Annotated in this window: 19 protein-coding genes and 1 pseudogene; 10 read left to right on the top strand and 10 right to left on the bottom strand. The window is 41.7% G+C overall.

Translation table 11 applies throughout. The features are described from left to right. Nucleotides 1-10 precede the first annotated feature (10 nt). Nucleotides 11-751, bottom strand: coding sequence for an SDR family oxidoreductase (locus WMW72_RS08260; RefSeq protein WP_341414954.1), 741 nt, complete (start codon nucleotides 749-751; stop codon nucleotides 11-13). Nucleotides 752-969: 218 nt separating this feature from the next. Here WMW72_RS08260 and WMW72_RS08255 point away from each other — a divergent pair, with 218 nt between their 5' ends. Next, on the top strand, nucleotides 970-1,398 hold the full coding sequence (locus WMW72_RS08255; RefSeq protein ID WP_341414953.1) for a MarR family winged helix-turn-helix transcriptional regulator: 429 nt from the start codon (nucleotides 970-972) through the stop codon (nucleotides 1,396-1,398). 12 nt (nucleotides 1,399-1,410) lie between these two features. Here WMW72_RS08255 and WMW72_RS08250 read toward each other — a convergent pair whose 3' ends face one another. Then, nucleotides 1,411-1,692, bottom strand: coding sequence for a hypothetical protein (locus tag WMW72_RS08250; protein ID WP_341414952.1), 282 nt, complete (start codon nucleotides 1,690-1,692; stop codon nucleotides 1,411-1,413). A 141-nt stretch (nucleotides 1,693-1,833) separates the two neighbouring features. Between WMW72_RS08250 and WMW72_RS08245 the strand changes: the two genes are divergently transcribed. Next, nucleotides 1,834-2,397 (top strand): DUF4367 domain-containing protein, encoded by a 564-nt coding sequence (locus WMW72_RS08245; RefSeq protein ID WP_341414951.1) that lies wholly within the window; start codon nucleotides 1,834-1,836, stop codon nucleotides 2,395-2,397. A 367-nt stretch (nucleotides 2,398-2,764) separates the two neighbouring features. Here WMW72_RS08245 and WMW72_RS08240 read toward each other — a convergent pair whose 3' ends face one another. The 6 genes from WMW72_RS08240 to WMW72_RS08215 all read right to left on the bottom strand — a co-directional run bounded on the left by WMW72_RS08240 (nucleotide 2,765) and on the right by WMW72_RS08215 (nucleotide 10,060). Then, on the bottom strand, nucleotides 2,765-3,196 hold the full coding sequence (locus WMW72_RS08240; protein ID WP_341414950.1) for a universal stress protein: 432 nt from the start codon (nucleotides 3,194-3,196) through the stop codon (nucleotides 2,765-2,767). Nucleotides 3,197-3,201: 5 nt separating this feature from the next. Continuing rightward, complete coding sequence (locus WMW72_RS08235; protein ID WP_341414949.1) at nucleotides 3,202-4,434, bottom strand: CynX/NimT family MFS transporter; 1,233 nt, start codon at nucleotides 4,432-4,434, stop codon at nucleotides 3,202-3,204. 219 nt (nucleotides 4,435-4,653) lie between these two features. Beyond that, a complete protein-coding gene (locus tag WMW72_RS08230; protein WP_341414948.1) occupies nucleotides 4,654-5,214 on the bottom strand; it encodes a helix-turn-helix domain-containing protein in 561 nt (186 codons plus the stop codon). Nucleotides 5,215-5,544: 330 nt separating this feature from the next. Continuing rightward, nucleotides 5,545-7,323 carry an ABC transporter ATP-binding protein gene (locus WMW72_RS08225; RefSeq protein ID WP_341414947.1) on the bottom strand — a complete coding sequence of 593 codons (1,779 nt, stop codon included), beginning with the start codon at nucleotides 7,321-7,323 and terminating at the stop codon, nucleotides 5,545-5,547. After that, nucleotides 7,301-9,052, bottom strand: coding sequence for an ABC transporter ATP-binding protein (locus WMW72_RS08220; protein WP_341414946.1), 1,752 nt, complete (start codon nucleotides 9,050-9,052; stop codon nucleotides 7,301-7,303). The genes WMW72_RS08225 and WMW72_RS08220 overlap by 23 nt, the downstream gene beginning before the upstream one ends. A 552-nt stretch (nucleotides 9,053-9,604) precedes the next feature. Continuing rightward, nucleotides 9,605-10,060 (bottom strand): DUF6262 family protein, encoded by a 456-nt coding sequence (locus WMW72_RS08215; protein WP_341414945.1) that lies wholly within the window; start codon nucleotides 10,058-10,060, stop codon nucleotides 9,605-9,607. 158 nt (nucleotides 10,061-10,218) lie between these two features. Here WMW72_RS08215 and WMW72_RS08210 point away from each other — a divergent pair, with 158 nt between their 5' ends. Beyond that, nucleotides 10,219-10,503 (top strand): hypothetical protein, encoded by a 285-nt coding sequence (locus WMW72_RS08210; RefSeq protein ID WP_341414944.1) that lies wholly within the window; start codon nucleotides 10,219-10,221, stop codon nucleotides 10,501-10,503. A gap of 201 nt (nucleotides 10,504-10,704) precedes the next feature. Here the strand turns inward: WMW72_RS08210 and WMW72_RS08205 are convergent, their stop codons facing one another. Further along, nucleotides 10,705-11,283: a TetR/AcrR family transcriptional regulator gene (locus WMW72_RS08205; RefSeq protein WP_341414943.1), complete on the bottom strand. Its 579-nt coding sequence runs from the start codon at nucleotides 11,281-11,283 to the stop codon at nucleotides 10,705-10,707. Nucleotides 11,284-11,402: 119 nt separating this feature from the next. Between WMW72_RS08205 and WMW72_RS08200 the strand changes: the two genes are divergently transcribed. The 5 genes from WMW72_RS08200 (at nucleotide 11,403) to WMW72_RS08180 (ending at nucleotide 14,828) form a co-directional block, all read left to right on the top strand. Continuing rightward, nucleotides 11,403-11,762: a DoxX family protein gene (locus WMW72_RS08200; RefSeq protein ID WP_341414942.1), complete on the top strand. Its 360-nt coding sequence runs from the start codon at nucleotides 11,403-11,405 to the stop codon at nucleotides 11,760-11,762. A 65-nt stretch (nucleotides 11,763-11,827) separates the two neighbouring features. Beyond that, nucleotides 11,828-12,667: an SDR family NAD(P)-dependent oxidoreductase gene (locus WMW72_RS08195; RefSeq protein WP_341414941.1), complete on the top strand. Its 840-nt coding sequence runs from the start codon at nucleotides 11,828-11,830 to the stop codon at nucleotides 12,665-12,667. A 2-nt stretch (nucleotides 12,668-12,669) separates the two neighbouring features. After that, nucleotides 12,670-13,353 carry an SDR family NAD(P)-dependent oxidoreductase gene (locus WMW72_RS08190; RefSeq protein ID WP_341414940.1) on the top strand — a complete coding sequence of 228 codons (684 nt, stop codon included), beginning with the start codon at nucleotides 12,670-12,672 and terminating at the stop codon, nucleotides 13,351-13,353. 502 nt (nucleotides 13,354-13,855) lie between these two features. Then, a complete protein-coding gene (locus WMW72_RS08185) occupies nucleotides 13,856-14,488 on the top strand; it encodes a TetR/AcrR family transcriptional regulator (protein ID WP_341414939.1) in 633 nt (210 codons plus the stop codon). Then, the gene (locus tag WMW72_RS08180; RefSeq protein ID WP_341414938.1) at nucleotides 14,481-14,828 is read left to right on the top strand and encodes a DUF4260 domain-containing protein; all 348 of its coding nucleotides are present in this window, start codon (nucleotides 14,481-14,483) and stop codon (nucleotides 14,826-14,828) included. The genes WMW72_RS08185 and WMW72_RS08180 overlap by 8 nt, the downstream gene beginning before the upstream one ends. Before the next feature lie 567 nt (nucleotides 14,829-15,395). Here WMW72_RS08180 and WMW72_RS08175 read toward each other — a convergent pair. Then, nucleotides 15,396-16,490 (bottom strand): L-dopachrome tautomerase-related protein, encoded by a 1,095-nt coding sequence (locus WMW72_RS08175; RefSeq protein ID WP_341415182.1) that lies wholly within the window; start codon nucleotides 16,488-16,490, stop codon nucleotides 15,396-15,398. Nucleotides 16,491-16,807: 317 nt separating this feature from the next. On the opposite strand from WMW72_RS08175, the pseudogene WMW72_RS35540 reads away from it, so the two are divergent. Both WMW72_RS35540 and WMW72_RS08170 read left to right on the top strand, forming a co-directional pair. Beyond that, nucleotides 16,808-17,266 (top strand): annotated as a pseudogene (locus tag WMW72_RS35540) (CBO0543 family protein); the annotation flags it as partial. Continuing rightward, nucleotides 17,242-17,724: a CBO0543 family protein gene (locus WMW72_RS08170; protein ID WP_341414937.1), complete on the top strand. Its 483-nt coding sequence runs from the start codon at nucleotides 17,242-17,244 to the stop codon at nucleotides 17,722-17,724. The pseudogene WMW72_RS35540 and the gene WMW72_RS08170, both read left to right, overlap by 25 nt. Nucleotides 17,725-17,911 lie beyond the last annotated feature (187 nt).

Raw genomic sequence — 17,911 nt, 5'->3', positions numbered from 1 at the left:
CTTCGATGATTCAATTCATTCCTCCGTTAACATGGATGGTCTGACCGGTTATCCAATCGGCTTTATCGCTCACTAGGTATTCAATGGCATTGGCGATATCCACAGGAGTACCCAAGCGGCCAAGGGAGTTCATGCCCTTCATGAACTCAATTTCTTCTTCTGACTTGCCAACGAAGAATTGCTCGGTTTGTATCGGGCCAGGTGCTACTGCATTGACGGTAATTTGCTTGGAACCGAATTCCTTGGCTAACTGACGAGTAAGGTGTTCAACCGCACCCTTGGTGCTCGCATAGACACTCATATCAGGGAAGGTTAGTCTCGTCCCTGCTGTAGAGATATTCACAATTCTCCCGTTGCTCTCCATATGCTTCCATGCTTGCTGACAAGCAAAGAAGACCCCTTTGACGTTAACCGAGAATTGATGTTCGAACTCCCTCTCAGTCACCTCGGACAGAGGGTTGTTCGTGAGCACCGCCGCATTGTTGATCAGAATATCCACTTGGCCGAACTCAGCCAGCGTCTTGGCGAACATCTCCTCAATCTCATGTATTCTGCTGAGATCGGCGCGAACCGCCAACGCTTTTCCTCCATTGCTCAAGATGGTATCCACCAAAGCTAACGCATCCTCTGCGCTATTCGAATAATTGATGACCACCTTGGCCCCCAATTCCGATAACCGCTCGGCAATGCCGCGTCCAATTCCTCTAGAAGATCCGGTAATCACTGCTACTTTTCCATTCAATGAGTTCATGCCTAATTCCTCCAGCTTTCTTGTGTATTGGTGTGTAATTAAGTTGGGTAATTACTTGTTCAAACTTTAACAGTTAGATTTCTAACAGTCAATATTTTTTTATTCGACTTCTATCCGTATTCGAACTAACCACGGTTCCGTTGACACTATTCTTTCATTCTTATATAGTTTAATTACTTACAATTAGAAATTTAATCGTTAGAAAGGAGGAGTCCAGCATGGATACCAACCCCGACACCCCATTTCTGGAAATGCTGCAGCTTATCGGACTTAAATTAAAGAAACAAGCCGATGAGAGCATTAAAGAACTGGGCTTGAATTCTCAGCAGGGAAAATTAATAGCCTACATCCATGAACATCAGGAGCAAGGCCTTATTCAAAAAGATCTTTCCGAACGGTTCCATGTGCGCGGAGCAAGCATCACAAGCATGCTTCAGGGACTTGAGAAGAAGGGATATATCGAACGGAAGATCCCCCCTCATAACGAACGGCAGAAGAACATCTACGTCCTCCCCAAGGGCCTTGCCTTGATCAATGACTTCGAACTATCCTTCCAGCGGGTAGAAGAGAAGATCGTTCAGAACCTCACCGAAGACGATCGGCAAGTTCTTCAACAACTTTTGACGAAGATCAATCAAAATCTGTAGACCATGTTGAGATTATCCCCAGATAAATGCAACTTGGATACAAATTCTGCTGGGAGATGACGCGGCTGAAAGCCAGCATCTTTTGTTTCTAATATATACCTGTTCTTCCATAGAAACTTGCCCAACTCCCTTGGATTCCATCCAGCGCAGCATTTCATACAAGTGCTTCGTCGTGGTCGGGAAAGAGCGGGTTTCGGCGGTTGGCGTTTCATCAGGTAAACCGATCATGACACAAACCACAATGTTTTTTTGATGCACGTCCGTACCTGCACAATGGGTAACAATCGCTTCCAAAAATCAATCTTATGCAAGTACATTTTCTCTGGTTTTTGGCATGGGTGTGAACGTGGTTGCTAAAAGGCAGGTTCATTAAAGTTGGTTTATCGTTTGGATTTTTGGTAACAATACGCCTAATCATTCTTTAGGTGGGATAACATGCGAAGAATTTTTTGCGCAGTGATTGTTGCGGTAATGGCTTCAACCAGTTCATTGGTTCATGCAGAGGTAAGCCCTAATCAAACATCAAATTATCACAAGTTGGATAGCACTACACTGGGTAAAGTTAAGCAGAAATCAAAATTCAAGTTATTTGTTCCTAAAAGCATACCTACAAAGTGGACGGTAGAACTTAAATATCCTTATCCGTTGGATATAACCAAACCAATCCAGAAAGTCAGACTACATTACTTCGATGATGCTGAGAACTACATGGTCGGAATTGAACAACACAAGGCGATCGGGTACAAAGTTAAAAAAGAACAAATAGAATTTGATGTTCGCAATAAAAAAAGTACAAAGAAAATTGTCGAAGAGGATTTCAAATTTGATACACAAGGCGAAATAATCAAGCTTAATGGAATCGAAGCGAGGTTTACTCCTTGGGGAGATCATACACTTGGCGGAATTTTACGATGGGTACAAGATGGTACTTATATTGAGATGGAAAGCACTCAATTGCCGAAGAAGGATATGACTAAGATAGCCGAATCATTGGGGTAAAGACCTACGACCCCGTAGAATAGGCTCAAAGCGGTCTTATGAAGATGTAGATAGGTAGGGGGGTAAATCCTTTATTTTACAAGTGACGTAAGCACTTCCAGCGACCGACTATGATTACTTACCAAATATCTGTTGGACCTTCGGTAAAGTTGGTGAACCATACTCACTTAGCGACATACAAATTGCCTGAGGATTTACAGGAGTGGGTGCAGTAGCATGTGATAAGCTCCCCTTACAGTAGCAGGCTTTTATTCTTTCACCTGTCTACCGTATGGGGAGTATATCAGTCTTAGACTGCCGCTGTAGTCATTTAAATAACGTACCCTTTTAGTATAACAATGCATCCTCTCTGCAGTCCCCGAAAAAGTTAATGCACAATGAGGACTGGGCAACTTGATAGCTGTGAAACCTTGTGGCTGACACTTCCAAGCATCACTTCTTTTATGCCACTTAGCCCACGGCTCCCAATAATAATGAGTTGCTGCTCGGTATCCCCTGCATATTTTAATATTTCATGTGCAGGATCTCCCTTAAGATGAACTGTTTCCGGGTTAATCCCCGCAGATTTTAATTTAGATTTGGCTTGTTGCAGCTGTTCCAAACTCGCTTTCTCCATTTCGTTCAATATTTCTTCCAAGAAATTCTCTGGTAAATATGTCATGCCATTCGTTACATATTCCTGGCTGACATTAACCAAAGTAACTTGAGATTGTTTGTTTCGGGCTACTTCAACGGTTGCATCGAGGAGTTTGTTCGTTATTTCAGCTTTATCAATTGCCACAATAATTTTGTCAAACATATTTATCATCCTTTCCGTGGCAGCTCGTAACTATTTCGGCTACCTACAAAACGGTTTCTTGCTGCTCCTATACCGACTAAAAAGAGCAATACCGCAGCGCCAAGCAGAATGAAAAGTGGCAAGTTCCAACTATTTGTCGCATCATGCAGATATCCTATAAGAGCAGGACCGACTGCGGCAAAAAGATATCCGATCGATTGCGCCATGCCAGACAGTTCCGCTGCTTGATGCGCATTTTCAGTACGTAACCCGAAAAACATCATGGACAAACTAAAGGCGAAACCTACACCTATTCCAAGTAAGATGATCCACAACAGAATGATATTGGAGCTTCCGTAAAGAAGTCCGAGCGTTCCCGTCAAAAGCAAAATGGTTGTGATGACCACTAACAACCGTTGGCTAGACATGCGCCCAGCAATAACGGGGACAATAAAGGCAAATGGAAGCATAACTAACTGCATGATCGAGAGGTACCATCCTGATTGGCCGGAGTCAATTCCTTGCTGCTTTAAAATCTCAGGCAACCATGCGATCAACACATAGAAAACCATGGACTGTATACCCATAAACATGGTTACTTGCCAGGCAAGCGGGGATCGCCAAACATTCACATCGTTGCTGGACATCTTTTGACTCGTCGTGGCTGTTTGCTTCGTTTGATTTCTTAATTGGGGTAACCAACAGAGGATCGATACAAAGCTTAGAATCCCCCATATTCCCAATGCTCCCTGCCATTTTAGACCTGCGTTCACGGCTAGCGGTACACTGATTCCCGATGCGATTGCTCCGCATAAGCTCATTGAAATGGAGAAAACACCTGTCATGGAGCCAATTTTATTGGGGAAATCCCTTTTGATTATACTTGGCAATAATACATTGCATACGGCAATTGCGAATCCAAGAATTGCTGTCCCAATAAACAGATTAGCTGCGCCAGATAAAGAACGTATTACAATACCGACAGTCAGAAAGATCAGGGCGATCATTATGATACGTTCAACCCCATACCTTCGTCCTAATTTTGGTACTAGAGGCGATAATAAAGCAAAGGCAAGCAAGGGTACCGTTGTTATCAGACCTGCTAATGTATTTGAAATATGAACGTCATCCCTGATGAGACTCACTAAAGGACCGACTGAGGTTAAGGGAGTACGTAAATTAGCTGCAATAACAATAATGCCTAGAATTATCAGCCCTATAGAGGATGGTACGGCTTTATTATTTTGTTTATTCGGCACTCTTCATTTCTCCTTCCTGAATTCTTACGTATTATTTGCTTCCTGCTGATTGAAAAAACTATGCAATACATTCGCGCGAACAACAAAAGTATATTATAATATACTAATTTTATCAATAAGTATTTTATAATATACAAAACTCATCTAAAAACAAAAATACAACTCTGAATTCCCGTCATGGAATTCGGAGTTGTATTTAATAATTGGAATTTTCAACTTTTAGAAACCATACTTTAAGGATATATGGAGCACTGTTTCGCTATCCGTATGATTGGTATAAGAATGAGGACAATCTGCACGAAAACTGATCGTATCATATTGATTCAATGTGTAAATCTCTCCATTGACTTGAATTTCAATGGAACCAGTCATGACTGTAGCAATTTCAGTTGTATTGATATGATGACCTTCAGGCTGATACGAGCTATTTGGCTGTAAGTAAGCCCGACACATTTCAATATCGTTACTTTTAAAGATTGGTTCAATGATCCAATTTTTTTGATCATTAGAAAACCGCAGTCCTTCACCTGCTCGATACAAACTAGCAGAGTCTTCTGATTTGAACAAAGCCAATAGCGGTAAAGATATACCTTTTGAAATTTTCCATATAATCGCCAAAGTTGGATTTGTCTCGCCACGTTCGATATTCCCCAGAGTAAGTTTGCTTACGCCCGTTAATCCCGATAAGTCTTCTAAGCTCATGTTTTTTTCTTTTCTGTACTTTTTCAAGGCAACGCCGATTTGTAATACAATTTCTTTTGATTCATCGATTTCATCCATTAGATTCACCTCAACAAAAAACAGTTATAGCTAGTATATTATTTATCTAGATTCTTTTCCATACGATTAGTATTTGATGGTGGACTACACTCCTATGAAAAAATCTGCCCGTTAGCTTTAATGAAGCTTTGTCAGTCTAATACTTTATTTTCTCAGTTTATCAAGACTAAAATTTGAAAAACCAGCACTAAATAAGGAGTTTCACATACTAGTCATAACTAATATGTGAAACCTACTAATGTGTTTAACTAACGTGCCCGCAAAGGCTTTACTTCTACCTACGATGCGGTTCACTTAACATCCCATTGGCAAAGTATTGTACATGCGTTATCAATTGGTTACGACTAGAGGATTTCTGTCCTCCGTATTTTTTACAACAACATTTCCACCTGCTATATACTGATTTTGGAAAAGCAAATCATAGGTTTCGTTTCTGTTACGTAGGTTTTCATGGGTATCAAAAGCTACCATCGCCCCTTCTTTTAAAACCATCACCTTGTCGCAGTCCAATATAGTAGATAAACGGTGAGCAATGGAAATCATGGTTTTCCCCGATGAAAGGCTCTTGAGTTCGGTAATGATGTCATTCTCATTTTCGTTGTCAAGAGCGCTTGTACTTTCGTCAAAAATGATAATGTCCCTGTCCTGTAAAAACGCACGGGCAATTGATAGGCGTTGTCTCTGGCCCCCTGAAAGTTTTACACCTTTTTCTCCGATTATCGTATCTAATTTATTATGCAAGGTTTCAATGAAGTCATAAATACTCGCTCTGCGGCAGCACACTATCAATTCCGCATCGGTTGCGTCGGCCTTTGCCAGCAATAAGTTTTCTCTGATCGTCATATTGAAAAGAACCGGCTCCTGTACAACGATACTAACTTTTTCTGACAGACTCTCGCTGTTCACGGTATATATATCAATGCCGCCAATGCGAATAATACCACTTTGCGGTTTAGCTTTCCCTGTCAACAGTTTAGCAATGGTAGACTTGCCGCTGCCGCTTTTTCCGACGATTGCCAGATGTTCACCCTTATTCACGGAGAAAGAAATCCCGTCAAGAGCAAATGAATCGTTTCCCTTATATGTAAATTTCAGATTTTCAACATGAATATGTGTTCCGTCCATTTTCTGATAGGGTCTCCTATCTACTTCTAAATTCAGGATCTCGACAACTTTTTCGATATTCACCGAATCATTCTTAAAGTTTATTATGGAATTACTAATGTTTTCTATATGCCCGAAAAACTGCCCGTAAAAGCTAATAAAAACGAGCAGCACACCGACTTGCGAGTATCCATTTATTACGAATAATCCACCAATAAAGTAGATAAACAACTGGGTAATGAAGTTTTTCGTGAAGAACGAATAGGTAACCGCTAGATGCGAATAGAGCTGGCTTAGAAACCAAATAGGCCTTATCTTCTTATAGTGTCCGTTTAATTCATCAAGTTGCACGTCCTCAAGGTTGTTGATCTTGACATCTTTCCAGTTTTGAATATTCGAGTGTAAAAAAGTTTCATATTTTGTTTGCAGTTTCCATAGTTCCTCTTTGGCTTTCTTCGATTTTCCTCCCAAAAAATTAACCATTAATAAAGAGATCGGAACAAAAATAAAGCTGAGAAGCGCGATCCGCCAGTCGTAACATAGCAAAATAACCGCCAGCGCAGCAGCGTAAACGACGCCGTAAATAAAATCTAATAGATGGGTCGTAAAAAAATTCTCGGCAACCATTGAATCGCTTTCAATCCGACTCTTAACATCGCCAATGCTATATTTGCTATATGCATCATGATCAAGGCTGATATACTTTTTGAGCAATTTATTTTTTATTCTCAGGTCAAATTTCAGTATTAACCGGTTTGAAAACCTCTTGCTAACTGCGATCCCGATTGTCGCGAACAGGAAAACAGCCAAATAACCGATGATGACAGGCGAAAGCACGCTCATATTTTTATCTACTAAAACGCGATTCACCAAAAACGAGTACAAGAACAAAGGGATAAGCCCGAATATTAAGTTCCACACCTTGAAAAAGCCAAGCGCAATCAACGGCTTGTTAATGCCATCTATATCCCGAGTTAATGCCTTAAAGGTTTCCAACCGGTTCATACGCTTCATCTCCTATGTACTGTTCGCGGAATAAGTCTATATACGTTGCATTTCTTTTAATCAGTACGTTGTGAGTATCATAGCCCACGACAACGCCGTCCGCTAAAACCGCGATTTTATCACAGCTTTTGATGGTAGAAAAGCGATGGGCGATTATAATAAGCGTCCGATCTTTCGACATATCCCTTATCATGTTCCGTATAAGCGCTTCGTTCTGGCTGTCAAGGAACGATGTTGCTTCGTCGAAGATCAAAATCTTAGGATTCTTGACTAATATCCTAGCGATAGCCAGACGCTGCTTCTGCCCGCCGGATAATTGTTGCCCGTCAGTTCCAAGCAGAGTGTCCAGTCCGTTCGGGAGTGTAAGGAAAATATCATAAAGGGCGGCTTTCTTAAGCGCTTCCATCAATAAGTCATCATGATCCTTGTTATTCGTAAATGATAGATTGTAACGCAGAGTATGATCGTAAAGGATTGTCTCCTGATGGACAATACCCACTTGGCTCCGCAAGCTATGTAGGTTATATTCATTGACATTCATTCCATCGATGAGAAGCTCGCCGCCGTCAACGTTATATAAATTGTAGAGCAGGTTCGCCATCGATGTTTTACCTGCGCCGCTCTTTCCAACAATGCCAATTGTGCTCCCAGCTTCAACACGGAGATTGAATCCGTTCAGAACATGCTTATCCTCGGTGTACCCAAATGTGACGTTGTTAAATTCAATCGTGCCAGCTGTAATTTGTTTCGGCGGATGGCTTTCTTTGTAATCCTCTTCATCTTCATTCAGAATATCCACGACACGTTTTATGGAGACAAGTTGCTTCCCGACCTCAACAATTCTACCGTTTATGGTGCTAAAGTAGGTCACAGCCATATTGAAATAGCTTACGGCGGCTACAAAAACGCCGAGCTGCATGTGGTCTTTAACAATGAAATAGGCACAGGTCACAAATATAACCAGTTGTGCGATAAGCATGATGAACGAATTAACCCTTTCTGCCGTCACGTCGATTCTTCCGCTTACCACGTTCATTTTATTGATGGCTGCCGTCTTTCTTAAATAAAACCTCGTTACTTGTTTACGTGCGTTAAGGATTTTTATTTCCTGCAAATTTTTCACGATTTCAAACAAGTAGGAGGACAGTTTACCCTGTTCCTTTGAAATATCATTTCTGACATTTTGCGATTTTTTCTTGAAATGTTTCGAGGTAAAGAAAACGACGGGAACCAGAACGACTGTAAAAACTCCCAAAAGTATATTGTAGTAAAACATAAAGCTGACAGCGAAAAGTATATGTAAAAAGTTAGAATATCCCCAAAGACCGCTCTGGAATACGAAATTCATAATATCCTTCGTGTCGTTGTTCATTCGGCTGATCATATCTCCGCTGTACATCCCAAATAGGTCTTTCCCTTTTTTATGTAATATCTTTGTGAACAGGGCCCGCCGTATATCAAAAACAAAACCCGTCATTAACTGTGATGAAATGAGATTGTTTAACGTCATAAGAATAAACTGATTGAACAAGAGTATGCCAGCATAGATAAAGCACAAATTCAAAAAGGCTGTCGTGTCTTTATCATAAAAAGCGATATTGACAATTTTCCCGTTGAGGAACGGAAAAATCATATTGATCATAGTGCCTAATGTAGTGACGATGAACCCACTTATAAATACCCATTTGTGCATCAATACAAATTTTGTGACCCATTGCCTTGTTGTCACAAATACACCTCTCTTATCTATAACAGATATGGATAACACCTACGCCACTTTATCATTGGTTAATGGCTCAAATAAAGCAATGTTCCGATTCTAGGAGTGCGGTTACACCGAACCATTCATCAGCAATATCATTCCAAAACTTTTTGTTTTGTTCTAAAACCCCTTTAGTATCAAGTGTGTTTTGTTTGAATTTATTATTATATTGCTCATTTAAACATCCTCCTTAATGCTTGGTTTAGGATGTTACCTATCGTAAAACATAATATCTTATTTTACAAACCTCAAAAACGCATGTTCGCTATTTTGCATAGATTTACACATTCACATTACAATGCCTAATTCCAGGTTTTTCAGAAAATAACAACTCTGTTTATCTCTAAAAAACTTAGATTCCCTCACATTTCCTCTATTTGTAAATTGAGATAAACTGCTTATCTCTTAGTTGAGCAAAAAACTGAAATGAGACTGTTTCTTCGGTAATTCAACTTATTGCACAAGAATCCTGTCCAGCCGCGTTGCTTTAGCTCAAGTAGCCGAGGGGAGAGAGTTTTGTCAGATCTTTTGATAGACCTCTGCATACGAAAACTTAAGTTGTTCTCGTAACTTTTTATTTTCTTCCTCGAGCTTCTTCATCTTACGCTTTAATGAAGCAATGATGGCGTCCTTGTTGTTTTCATCCATCTCTTGCTTGATTTGTTTTGGTGTCGGCACTTGAGCTTGCTGCTGACGAAGCGATTCAATGCGCACACGTATCTCAGGATTGTTATAGAGCGTTGCTTTGCTTGATGTATCGATTCCCGCCGTGAATCGGCAAGGCTGTTTCACGCTGAAGGGGATCGGCATAACCGCCATCACAGCGGCCAATTGCGCAAGGCACCGAAGCCAGCACGGTGGTAACGGTGGAGAAGCAGGGTACGTCAGCGGTCTGACCGAGCTCAGCGAGTCAGTCGGCAAATCGACGACTACTTTCACGCCGAAGCCATTTCCGTACAGCTCGACCAGAGTCACGATGACTCCAGCGGCAGAGGATGCTCACGTCCGTCTGACGGATCCGCAAGGCCGGGGGGCAGCCGCTCCGCTGCATTCGTGGATGCTATGCGACCCGTGGATATCAGCGAGCATGCCGAGTGGGTGCTTCAGGTCGTTTCGGAGGACGGCCAGACGATATGAGTAAACGATCTAGATGGTGCGAACGTTCGGTCTCGGCCAATTGTTGTATCGGCCGCGCCTTGATGCCGGCGTTCGCCAGCGACGTGCTCAAGTACGTAATCGAGGTGTCCGCGGAGATAGCCCAGATGCCGCTCCAAGCCGAGACGCTCGACCCTCAATTCTTGTTAACAGGATTTATTAGAGAAATCGCCTTTCTCGAAACTAAAAACAAAATGAAATCTCATCCAGACAATACAGTGTTTTTATTCCTCATTGGTTTTCTACTGAAGGGATGTAATTAATTTTCCAGAGGACAAGAATATACATCCATTACAAGCCGCGCACAGCGCGGTTTTTCGTTTTTAACGGTATAAGTTACTGCCTAGGCACAACCAACCAGTGAGGAGCCGTAGAAGTAAGTGTTAAATCATCTCGGACTAGAGGTGTTTGGTAGAAGAGATCTAGAAGTATCGCTCCTCGTTGTAAACTTATTTTCCGGAAGATTATTCTCCTAATATTAATATTGAGGCTTTCTTGGCTACCTCTTCTTTGTCAAATGTAACTTGCCCAGAAGCCCATAAGTAACCAGCCTCAAGGATAATGTTGGCATATATCGGCACATAAAAACTCTTCTCTATATCTGCGTATATGAAATCTAAACTTTTTGATAATTTTTTTTTCAACTCTAATAACATTTTATCTTTCAATTGCGGGATTAAACTAAAGTAACTGCTGCGACATTGAAAATTTGGTGGTTGATGATAATCACACACAGCTAGAACGAGCTGATGAATGTATTCTTTATCGAATTTCATATTTCCTGATGTGTGTTTTTCAATGACAGCTGAAGCAGATTCATTTACAATGTAATCCAATAATTCGTACTTATCATTGAAATGGGCATAGAATGTAGCTCGATTTACATGCGCTCCTTTGGTCAAATCGGCTACTGTTATTTTTTCAAAATCCTTCTCATTCACCATATTAACAAACGCATTAATCAAAGACTGCTTCGTTTGTGTCGTTCGTATATTTCTCACTTTTGTCCCCATGTTTTCCACCCCAATGCTGGCATTTTTCATTCCTGATATTATAGCAACATTTCAACTTTATTGTTGGTTGTTCTGTTTTGTAATTCGGTGTATGTTTATTAAAGTAACACCAGTTGCTTTAACGTATCATAAAAGGAGGGAATATACAATTGAGTTGGACTGTTCGAATTTTACAATTTTTAATAGGAGTGGGGTTCTTATTATTCGGATTTATGAAAGTAAGCGGAGATCCAACTCAAGTTGAAGCATTTGCGGAGATTTACGGATATGGGACAGGGTTCATGTATGCGGTAGGGGCAATAGAAGTTCTCGCGGCAGTAGGATTACTTTTAGGGTTTTGGAAGAAAAAGCTCGTCCCTGTATTCAGTTCAGTGTTGGTCGTGGTCATGGCTGGGGCTATTTTAACGCATATTAGAGCCGATCAAGGATTTGACGTTATCGTTATTCCCTTGGTGCTTCTCGTGTTGTGTATGCTTCTGTTTCTAGGTCACAGAAAAATGCGTAATTAGTCTTTGGCGATATTTGTTGCGATATTCGCTTTTAAATAAACTGTAACGAATGAGGAGAATAGAAGATGCAAACAATACTTGTAACAGGCGGAACGGATGGTATCGGAAAAGGAGTTGCTGCGCACTTCTTGAAGAAAGGTGACCTTGTAATAGTAGTCGGTAGCTCATCTGCTAAAGGGGACCTCTTCTTAAGGGAAGCTAGACAGTCAGGAGCAAAGGAAAGGGCTTTTTTTCTTCAAGCAAATTTGAGTTTGGTCAAAGAAAACAAGCGCATTATTGAGGAAATAAAAAGCCGGTTCAATTCATTGGATAAGATTGTTTTGTGTGCAACCAGTCACAAGACCAGAAAAGAATATTCTGAAACCCAAGAGGGCTTTGAGTTTAGCTTTGGGTTAGCTTATTTGAGCAGATTTGTTCTTAGTTATGGCTTAAAAGAATTGTTGGAAAATTCCGATAATCCTATGATCCTTAATGTTTGTGCTCCTGGAATGAACGGAACGGTTAACCTAGATGATATCCAATGCAAGAGGAATTACAACGGTGGAAAATCGAAATATCACGGCAGCCGATTAAACGACTTGCTAGGTGTAGCCTTTGCCCGCAATGATACTATTGGAAAAGTAAAATATATTCTCTTTAACCCTTGGGCTGTCCAAACCTCTGGCACTTTTGATGCCATTGAAAATCCAGTGTTGAGGAGTATTACGAAGCTCCTTTATAAAATAGTAGGTAGACCGGTAGAAGAAGCGGTTCTTCCGATTATCGATTTGCTTGAAAATCCGCCTTCACCTTCTTTATCTGCTTATAAAGTGTGGAAAAAAGTAAGTCTTGCGATGAAAACTTTTGATAAAGAAAATGCTCAAAAGCTTTATAACCTAACAGTTCAATTACTAAAAGGAGTTTAAGCATGATGAAAACTATTGCAATAATTGGTGCGGGTCCGGGGTTAGGATTGTCCCTTGCTAAAAAATTCGGGGAGAATGGCTTCAAGGTAGCTGCAGTTGCGCGCAATTCGGAGAAATTGGCCCTTATCATGAATGAACTTAACAAGCAAAATATTGAAGCGAAGTCTTATGTTGCGGATATCGCGGATTTGATCGCTCTGAAAAAAGTGTTACAAGCTATTAAACAAGATTTTGGTCATATCGATGTACTGGAATTTAGCCCATATGCAGGACCTGAGATATTTAGGCATGTATTAGAAACAAAACCTGAACATGTAATGGAACAAGTAAATAGTCATTTACTGCCAGCCATTCTTTCTGTCAACGAAGTATTGCCAGACATGATCAATAGTGGTTCAGGAGCGATTCTCTTTACAACAGGTTTATCCGCAATGTTCCCTATGCCATTTACCAGCAATGTAGGAATCGCCATGTCAGGTCTTCGTAACTATGCAACAAATCTTCACAATGAATTAAAGGAAAAAGGCATATTTGTCGGACATCTCTCCATTGGCACATTGATTCAACCAGGTACAGAAGGTGATCCAGATGTCATTGCAAAAGCTTGGTATGATTTATATGAAAGAAAAAATCACTTTGAACAAACTTTCCCTCAAGGAATTGATCTGACACAACTGTCGTTTTAATAATTAGAAAGTTATAACTACGGACAGAGGGCAACATGGCTTGTGACGCACATGTTGCCCTATAATATAAAACAGGAAAATGGCAAACTGGGACGCAAAGCCATGCCCTAGAGATTGCGTCGGAAAGAAGGCAGGATACAAATACTACTGGTGGACAGCGACCCCATTTTTTCCTATTCGATAGTGGATGTGCCCGGAACGGCGGTTATTAGACGGACGTTTCAGTAACAGCTAGTACAAACGGTAAGTGGTTGTCACATATATGTGTGGCCATTGGTTGCGGCTGCGATTAACCCCGCTTTTGTCGCAATACCATCTAACAATTGCTTTAAAGTGTGCTTTAAGGATTATGATATTAGCCATAAAAAATAACAGAATTTATACGGGAGAAGGAGCAGATAAGAATAAGACTAATTTATAACATTGACTGTTCGAACAAACAGCTTTACTATTAATCATAAGAACTGACTGTTCAACCAAACAGTATGGGAGCGAGGAAGCAATGACTAAAACACAAGCGCCTAACCAGGATGAACGAAGAAGCGCCATCATGCAAGCGGCATTCATGTTATTCGGGCAAGTAGGCTACGCGAAAGCGACCATGAAAGACATTGCGGCCAAGGCGGGTGTGGCTCAAGGGCTGATCGGTTACCATTTCAGCACGAAAGAAACGTTGCTGGTCGAAGTAGTCAGAGAATGGATGATCAACAAAGGAATGAAGGAGGCATTCGCGAGGCTGGATTTGCACGTTTCTCCTGCGGAGATTCTTCAGCAGGGGTTGCTCCATGTGGTTGAATTTCGAAAAGAAAACCCGGAGTGGTTTACGTTATTGATTAGTCTTTGGACGGAGAGCGTGAATAACGAAAAGCTAGCTAAAGAGCTGCTGGAACTTTACAAGGAGATGAAGTCGGGCATTATGGAGGTCATCGATCGCATGGAACTGCAGCTGGAAAAGAGTGAAAAGGAAACTTTAGCTTCGCTGATCCAAGCCGTTTTCGACGGATTGGCACTTCAAGCTCCTGTTCTGCTGTCTCCGGAGCCTCTCTCCCGCGAGCAGGTGTCGCGGGGCATCGGATGGATGCTTGAAGGAATTCGATCTGCAACCCAGAAAAAAGGAGAATCAAATCATGAATAAGAAATTAATTAGAATCGAAGGACTGGTCGTTCTTGCCTTAGGCACCTATTTCTACTTTTCCAACGGGTACAACTGGGCCGTCTTCCTGCTGCTGCTGTTGCTACCAGATGTGTTCATGATCGGATATGCAGTCAGCAAAAAAACGGGAGCATATCTGTATAATTTTGCCCATACGTTCGTTACGCCTTTGCTGTTGCTACTGGTAGGGCTGGCTTTCTCGGTCAACTTCCTCATTATGATCGGCCTGATCTGGGTGGTTCATATCGGCATGGACCGTATGATGGGCTACGGATTGAAATACGAAACTGGTTTTAAAGACACGCATATCCAAAGGTTATAAAGCTCGCACATCAAATACCTCGCGTTTCGGCCGCTATCGTTAGTGGACGGATACCGACGGTTAATATGTAAATAACTCATATCGATCTTACGCAGTAGAACTGAGGACATTCGATTTATGTAGATCCTCAATCAGTCATACGAGCTACGAGCGCACCATTGGGTATGATGACTGGCTTGAAATGGTGGGACCCTTGGTAAACAAGGGTCATTTCTTCTCAAATTATTATTGTACAAAATACTATATAATCTACATTTACAAGGTCGACAGAAAATTCTAGTGTTGAAGCGCATTTTTATGGGTTGTGACACAATATATCAAAAGCAATGCTGAGGGCGGCAGAAATGACTAGTTAGTGGCAGCTTGGCATTGCCGCGGGCGCTGGTATCGGGGGATTGCCGCAGGGAGCTCATCGATGCTGGCGATTACTTGGGTTGGGGCTTCAACTAACGTTCCCCGAGAGCTGAACAGGCTGCCGAGCGGCAGCCTCCAAATTCTTAATAACTATAAAGTCATAAAATACATTTTCTATGCAAATAGAGTTAATTTTGTAACGTGATATATTTACTAAAAGGTAGGAGCAGGTGGTTCGGCTATTTTTATACGTAGTAAACTATAAGGCTTCTGCCGCAGGTCATTTCCATAATGAAATCTTGACTGCCGATGTAATTGGTTCACGATGAAATATAAGTATTGATCTGGACCAACAGAAAAAGTATCCGGCCATAAAATTCTCGGATCATGTGCGATGGTTTCCATTATTCCATTCGGCAATATCTTTCGAATACTATTGTTTTCATAGTCTCCAGCGTAAACGTTTCCTTTTGCATCAGTGATCATTCCATCTGAAGCACCTTTTTCTCCCCAATACTTCACGTGATACTGTAAATTCATATCCGGTATCGTTCGGTCTCTTAGGGCCTCCGTTGAAATCGAGTACAGATGACGACTGGAGAGAGGACAAAAATACAACATCTTGCCGTCCGGGGAAATCGCTATACCATCGGATGCCAATCTAAAGGGTGAAGTAGATCCGTCTTGGTTCCGATTCATCAGGATTTTACCTTCAACTTTCGGTAAGAGATAGAGATCGGGCGAAGTTGAATTTGCCCCATTTAACCGTCTCCAGGCATAACCCGTTTCTAAATCAACGACAATTATGGCTCCTGGTCCTCGGGAAGACGAATCCGTTATATAAGCATAACCTGCTTTACCAACACGAAAGTCAACTCGGACATCATTCAAATAAGTGGTTGGCAGAACAACATCTTCCGTAAATGTATATACCCTTTTTATAGTATTTGAATTTAAATCAACAGCGACTAACTTCGCCCCCCCTTTCATGGGTTCTGAGAAATTAGGAGCTCCTGTATCCAATACCCAAAGTGTACCATTTCCATCAGCAACGATACTTTGGACACTAATGAGGGACGTTGTGATATTCGATGGGCTTACCACATTAACGTCTAAACTAGGATAAGGCTGTAATGTATCGTGAACGATTTCAGCCACCGTAAATTTAACGTCGTCTCCCCATTTCGGAAAGCAAATGAAAATACGCCCGGTTTCAGAAACAGCAACGCCTGTAGGCATGGCTCCGTAAAATAAAAAAACCGCCTCAAACTTACCGAAATACTTTTCACTCGGTAACATCACTTGTATTAAATCCTCCTCAACAGGTTCGAACTGCTATCATCTATTTATATGACTGAATGTGGTTCAATTGCCTGGATAAATAAAATAATTTTACGGGAACCCGCAAGTTCGTATTTATGACGGACAACGAGTAAACGGTGTTGTATTTTTTGCCTAAGTATCACCGCCCACGAAAGTATGAATAAAAGAAATATACTTACATAGGAGCCTCCTTCCTTGTACAAGCTATGGCCATGGACATCGAACGAAATTTATTGCTACTAGTCTGGTTTGTGTGTATAACCACCATCTATTTTCTTGTTCCATGAGCAAAAGCTCATGAATTTGTATTGTGCTTTCTTGCATGTCAGGCTGTGGTATGGACGGTAGAAATGCTGCTCGTTCACTTTGATTTGGTGGCCTACCCGTTGCGTGAATTTCCCAAAGCTTCGGATTTGAATATCACGTTCAAAGTGGTGTGGACGCCTGTTGCGAGCGGTCTTTATTATATGTACAGACCTCGTTCGAATAAGTTGACGAAGTGTTTTTACTTTGCCGCCTGGATTTCACTGCTCACCTTAATTGACGGGTTGCTAGCCGCCAATACCGACTTGGTGGATTATGTACATTTTCACTGGAGTTCGATGGCGATCGTGTTATCGATTATATTCCTATCCGTCTACGGACTAGCGAGCTGGTTCTTTAGAAACCGCAAAGTTTTCAGGAAGGAGGCGAGCGAGCGACGAGTTTGCTACTGCAATACGGCATTATCGTTTCAGTGTGGATCCTTTCATTGTTATTGATTCTCATTATCCCGAGGCAGAAACGTCGATTGGCGATGGTCGCTTTTTTGTTCAAACAATATATTACGTGTATTTTCGGTCATGCCATGGTCGAACTCCAACTTCTCGCCTATCCCGTAAAGGAGCTTGCCGACGTTAGCCGGACGAGCTTCACCTACGAATATATGGCCTATCCGATGATATGCGCGGTGTTCAACGCGTATTATCCGAGCCATCGGAGTGGCTGGATTCAATTCGGCTATTACGTGTTATTCACTACTGTACTGACGATAGGTGAGGTGCTGCTCGTACAATATACCGATCTGATTCGGTATGTTCGTTGGAACTGGTTGTGGTCGTGGGTTACGATTTTCCTCACATTCCTGATGACTCGAGCGTTCTGCGTGACCTACTTCGGAACCATGACACGAGTGGAAACGGCAAAACAAAAGAACGCAGCCAGTACGACACGTTCCTAAATGAGGGGCTATGCCCCCTAGGAAGCAGAAGAAAAAGGGGCTGTCCCAAAAGGCTATAGTGCAGTGGGCCAGTCCCTTTCGCTTGTCATGATTCGCTGCGCTGGTCCGGCAAATCAAGCGCGTTCGTCGGTGACTCTCCATGTCTATGGCAAATACGTTCCTCCGAGCGTCAACGCAGGTCATTTGC

Source organism: Paenibacillus filicis (genome assembly GCF_038070315.1).
Taxonomy (GTDB): domain Bacteria; phylum Bacillota; class Bacilli; order Paenibacillales; family NBRC-103111; genus Paenibacillus_G; species Paenibacillus_G filicis.
The sequence above is the reverse complement of the archived record's forward strand: the minus strand, read 5'-3'. Positions and strand labels throughout refer to the sequence as shown.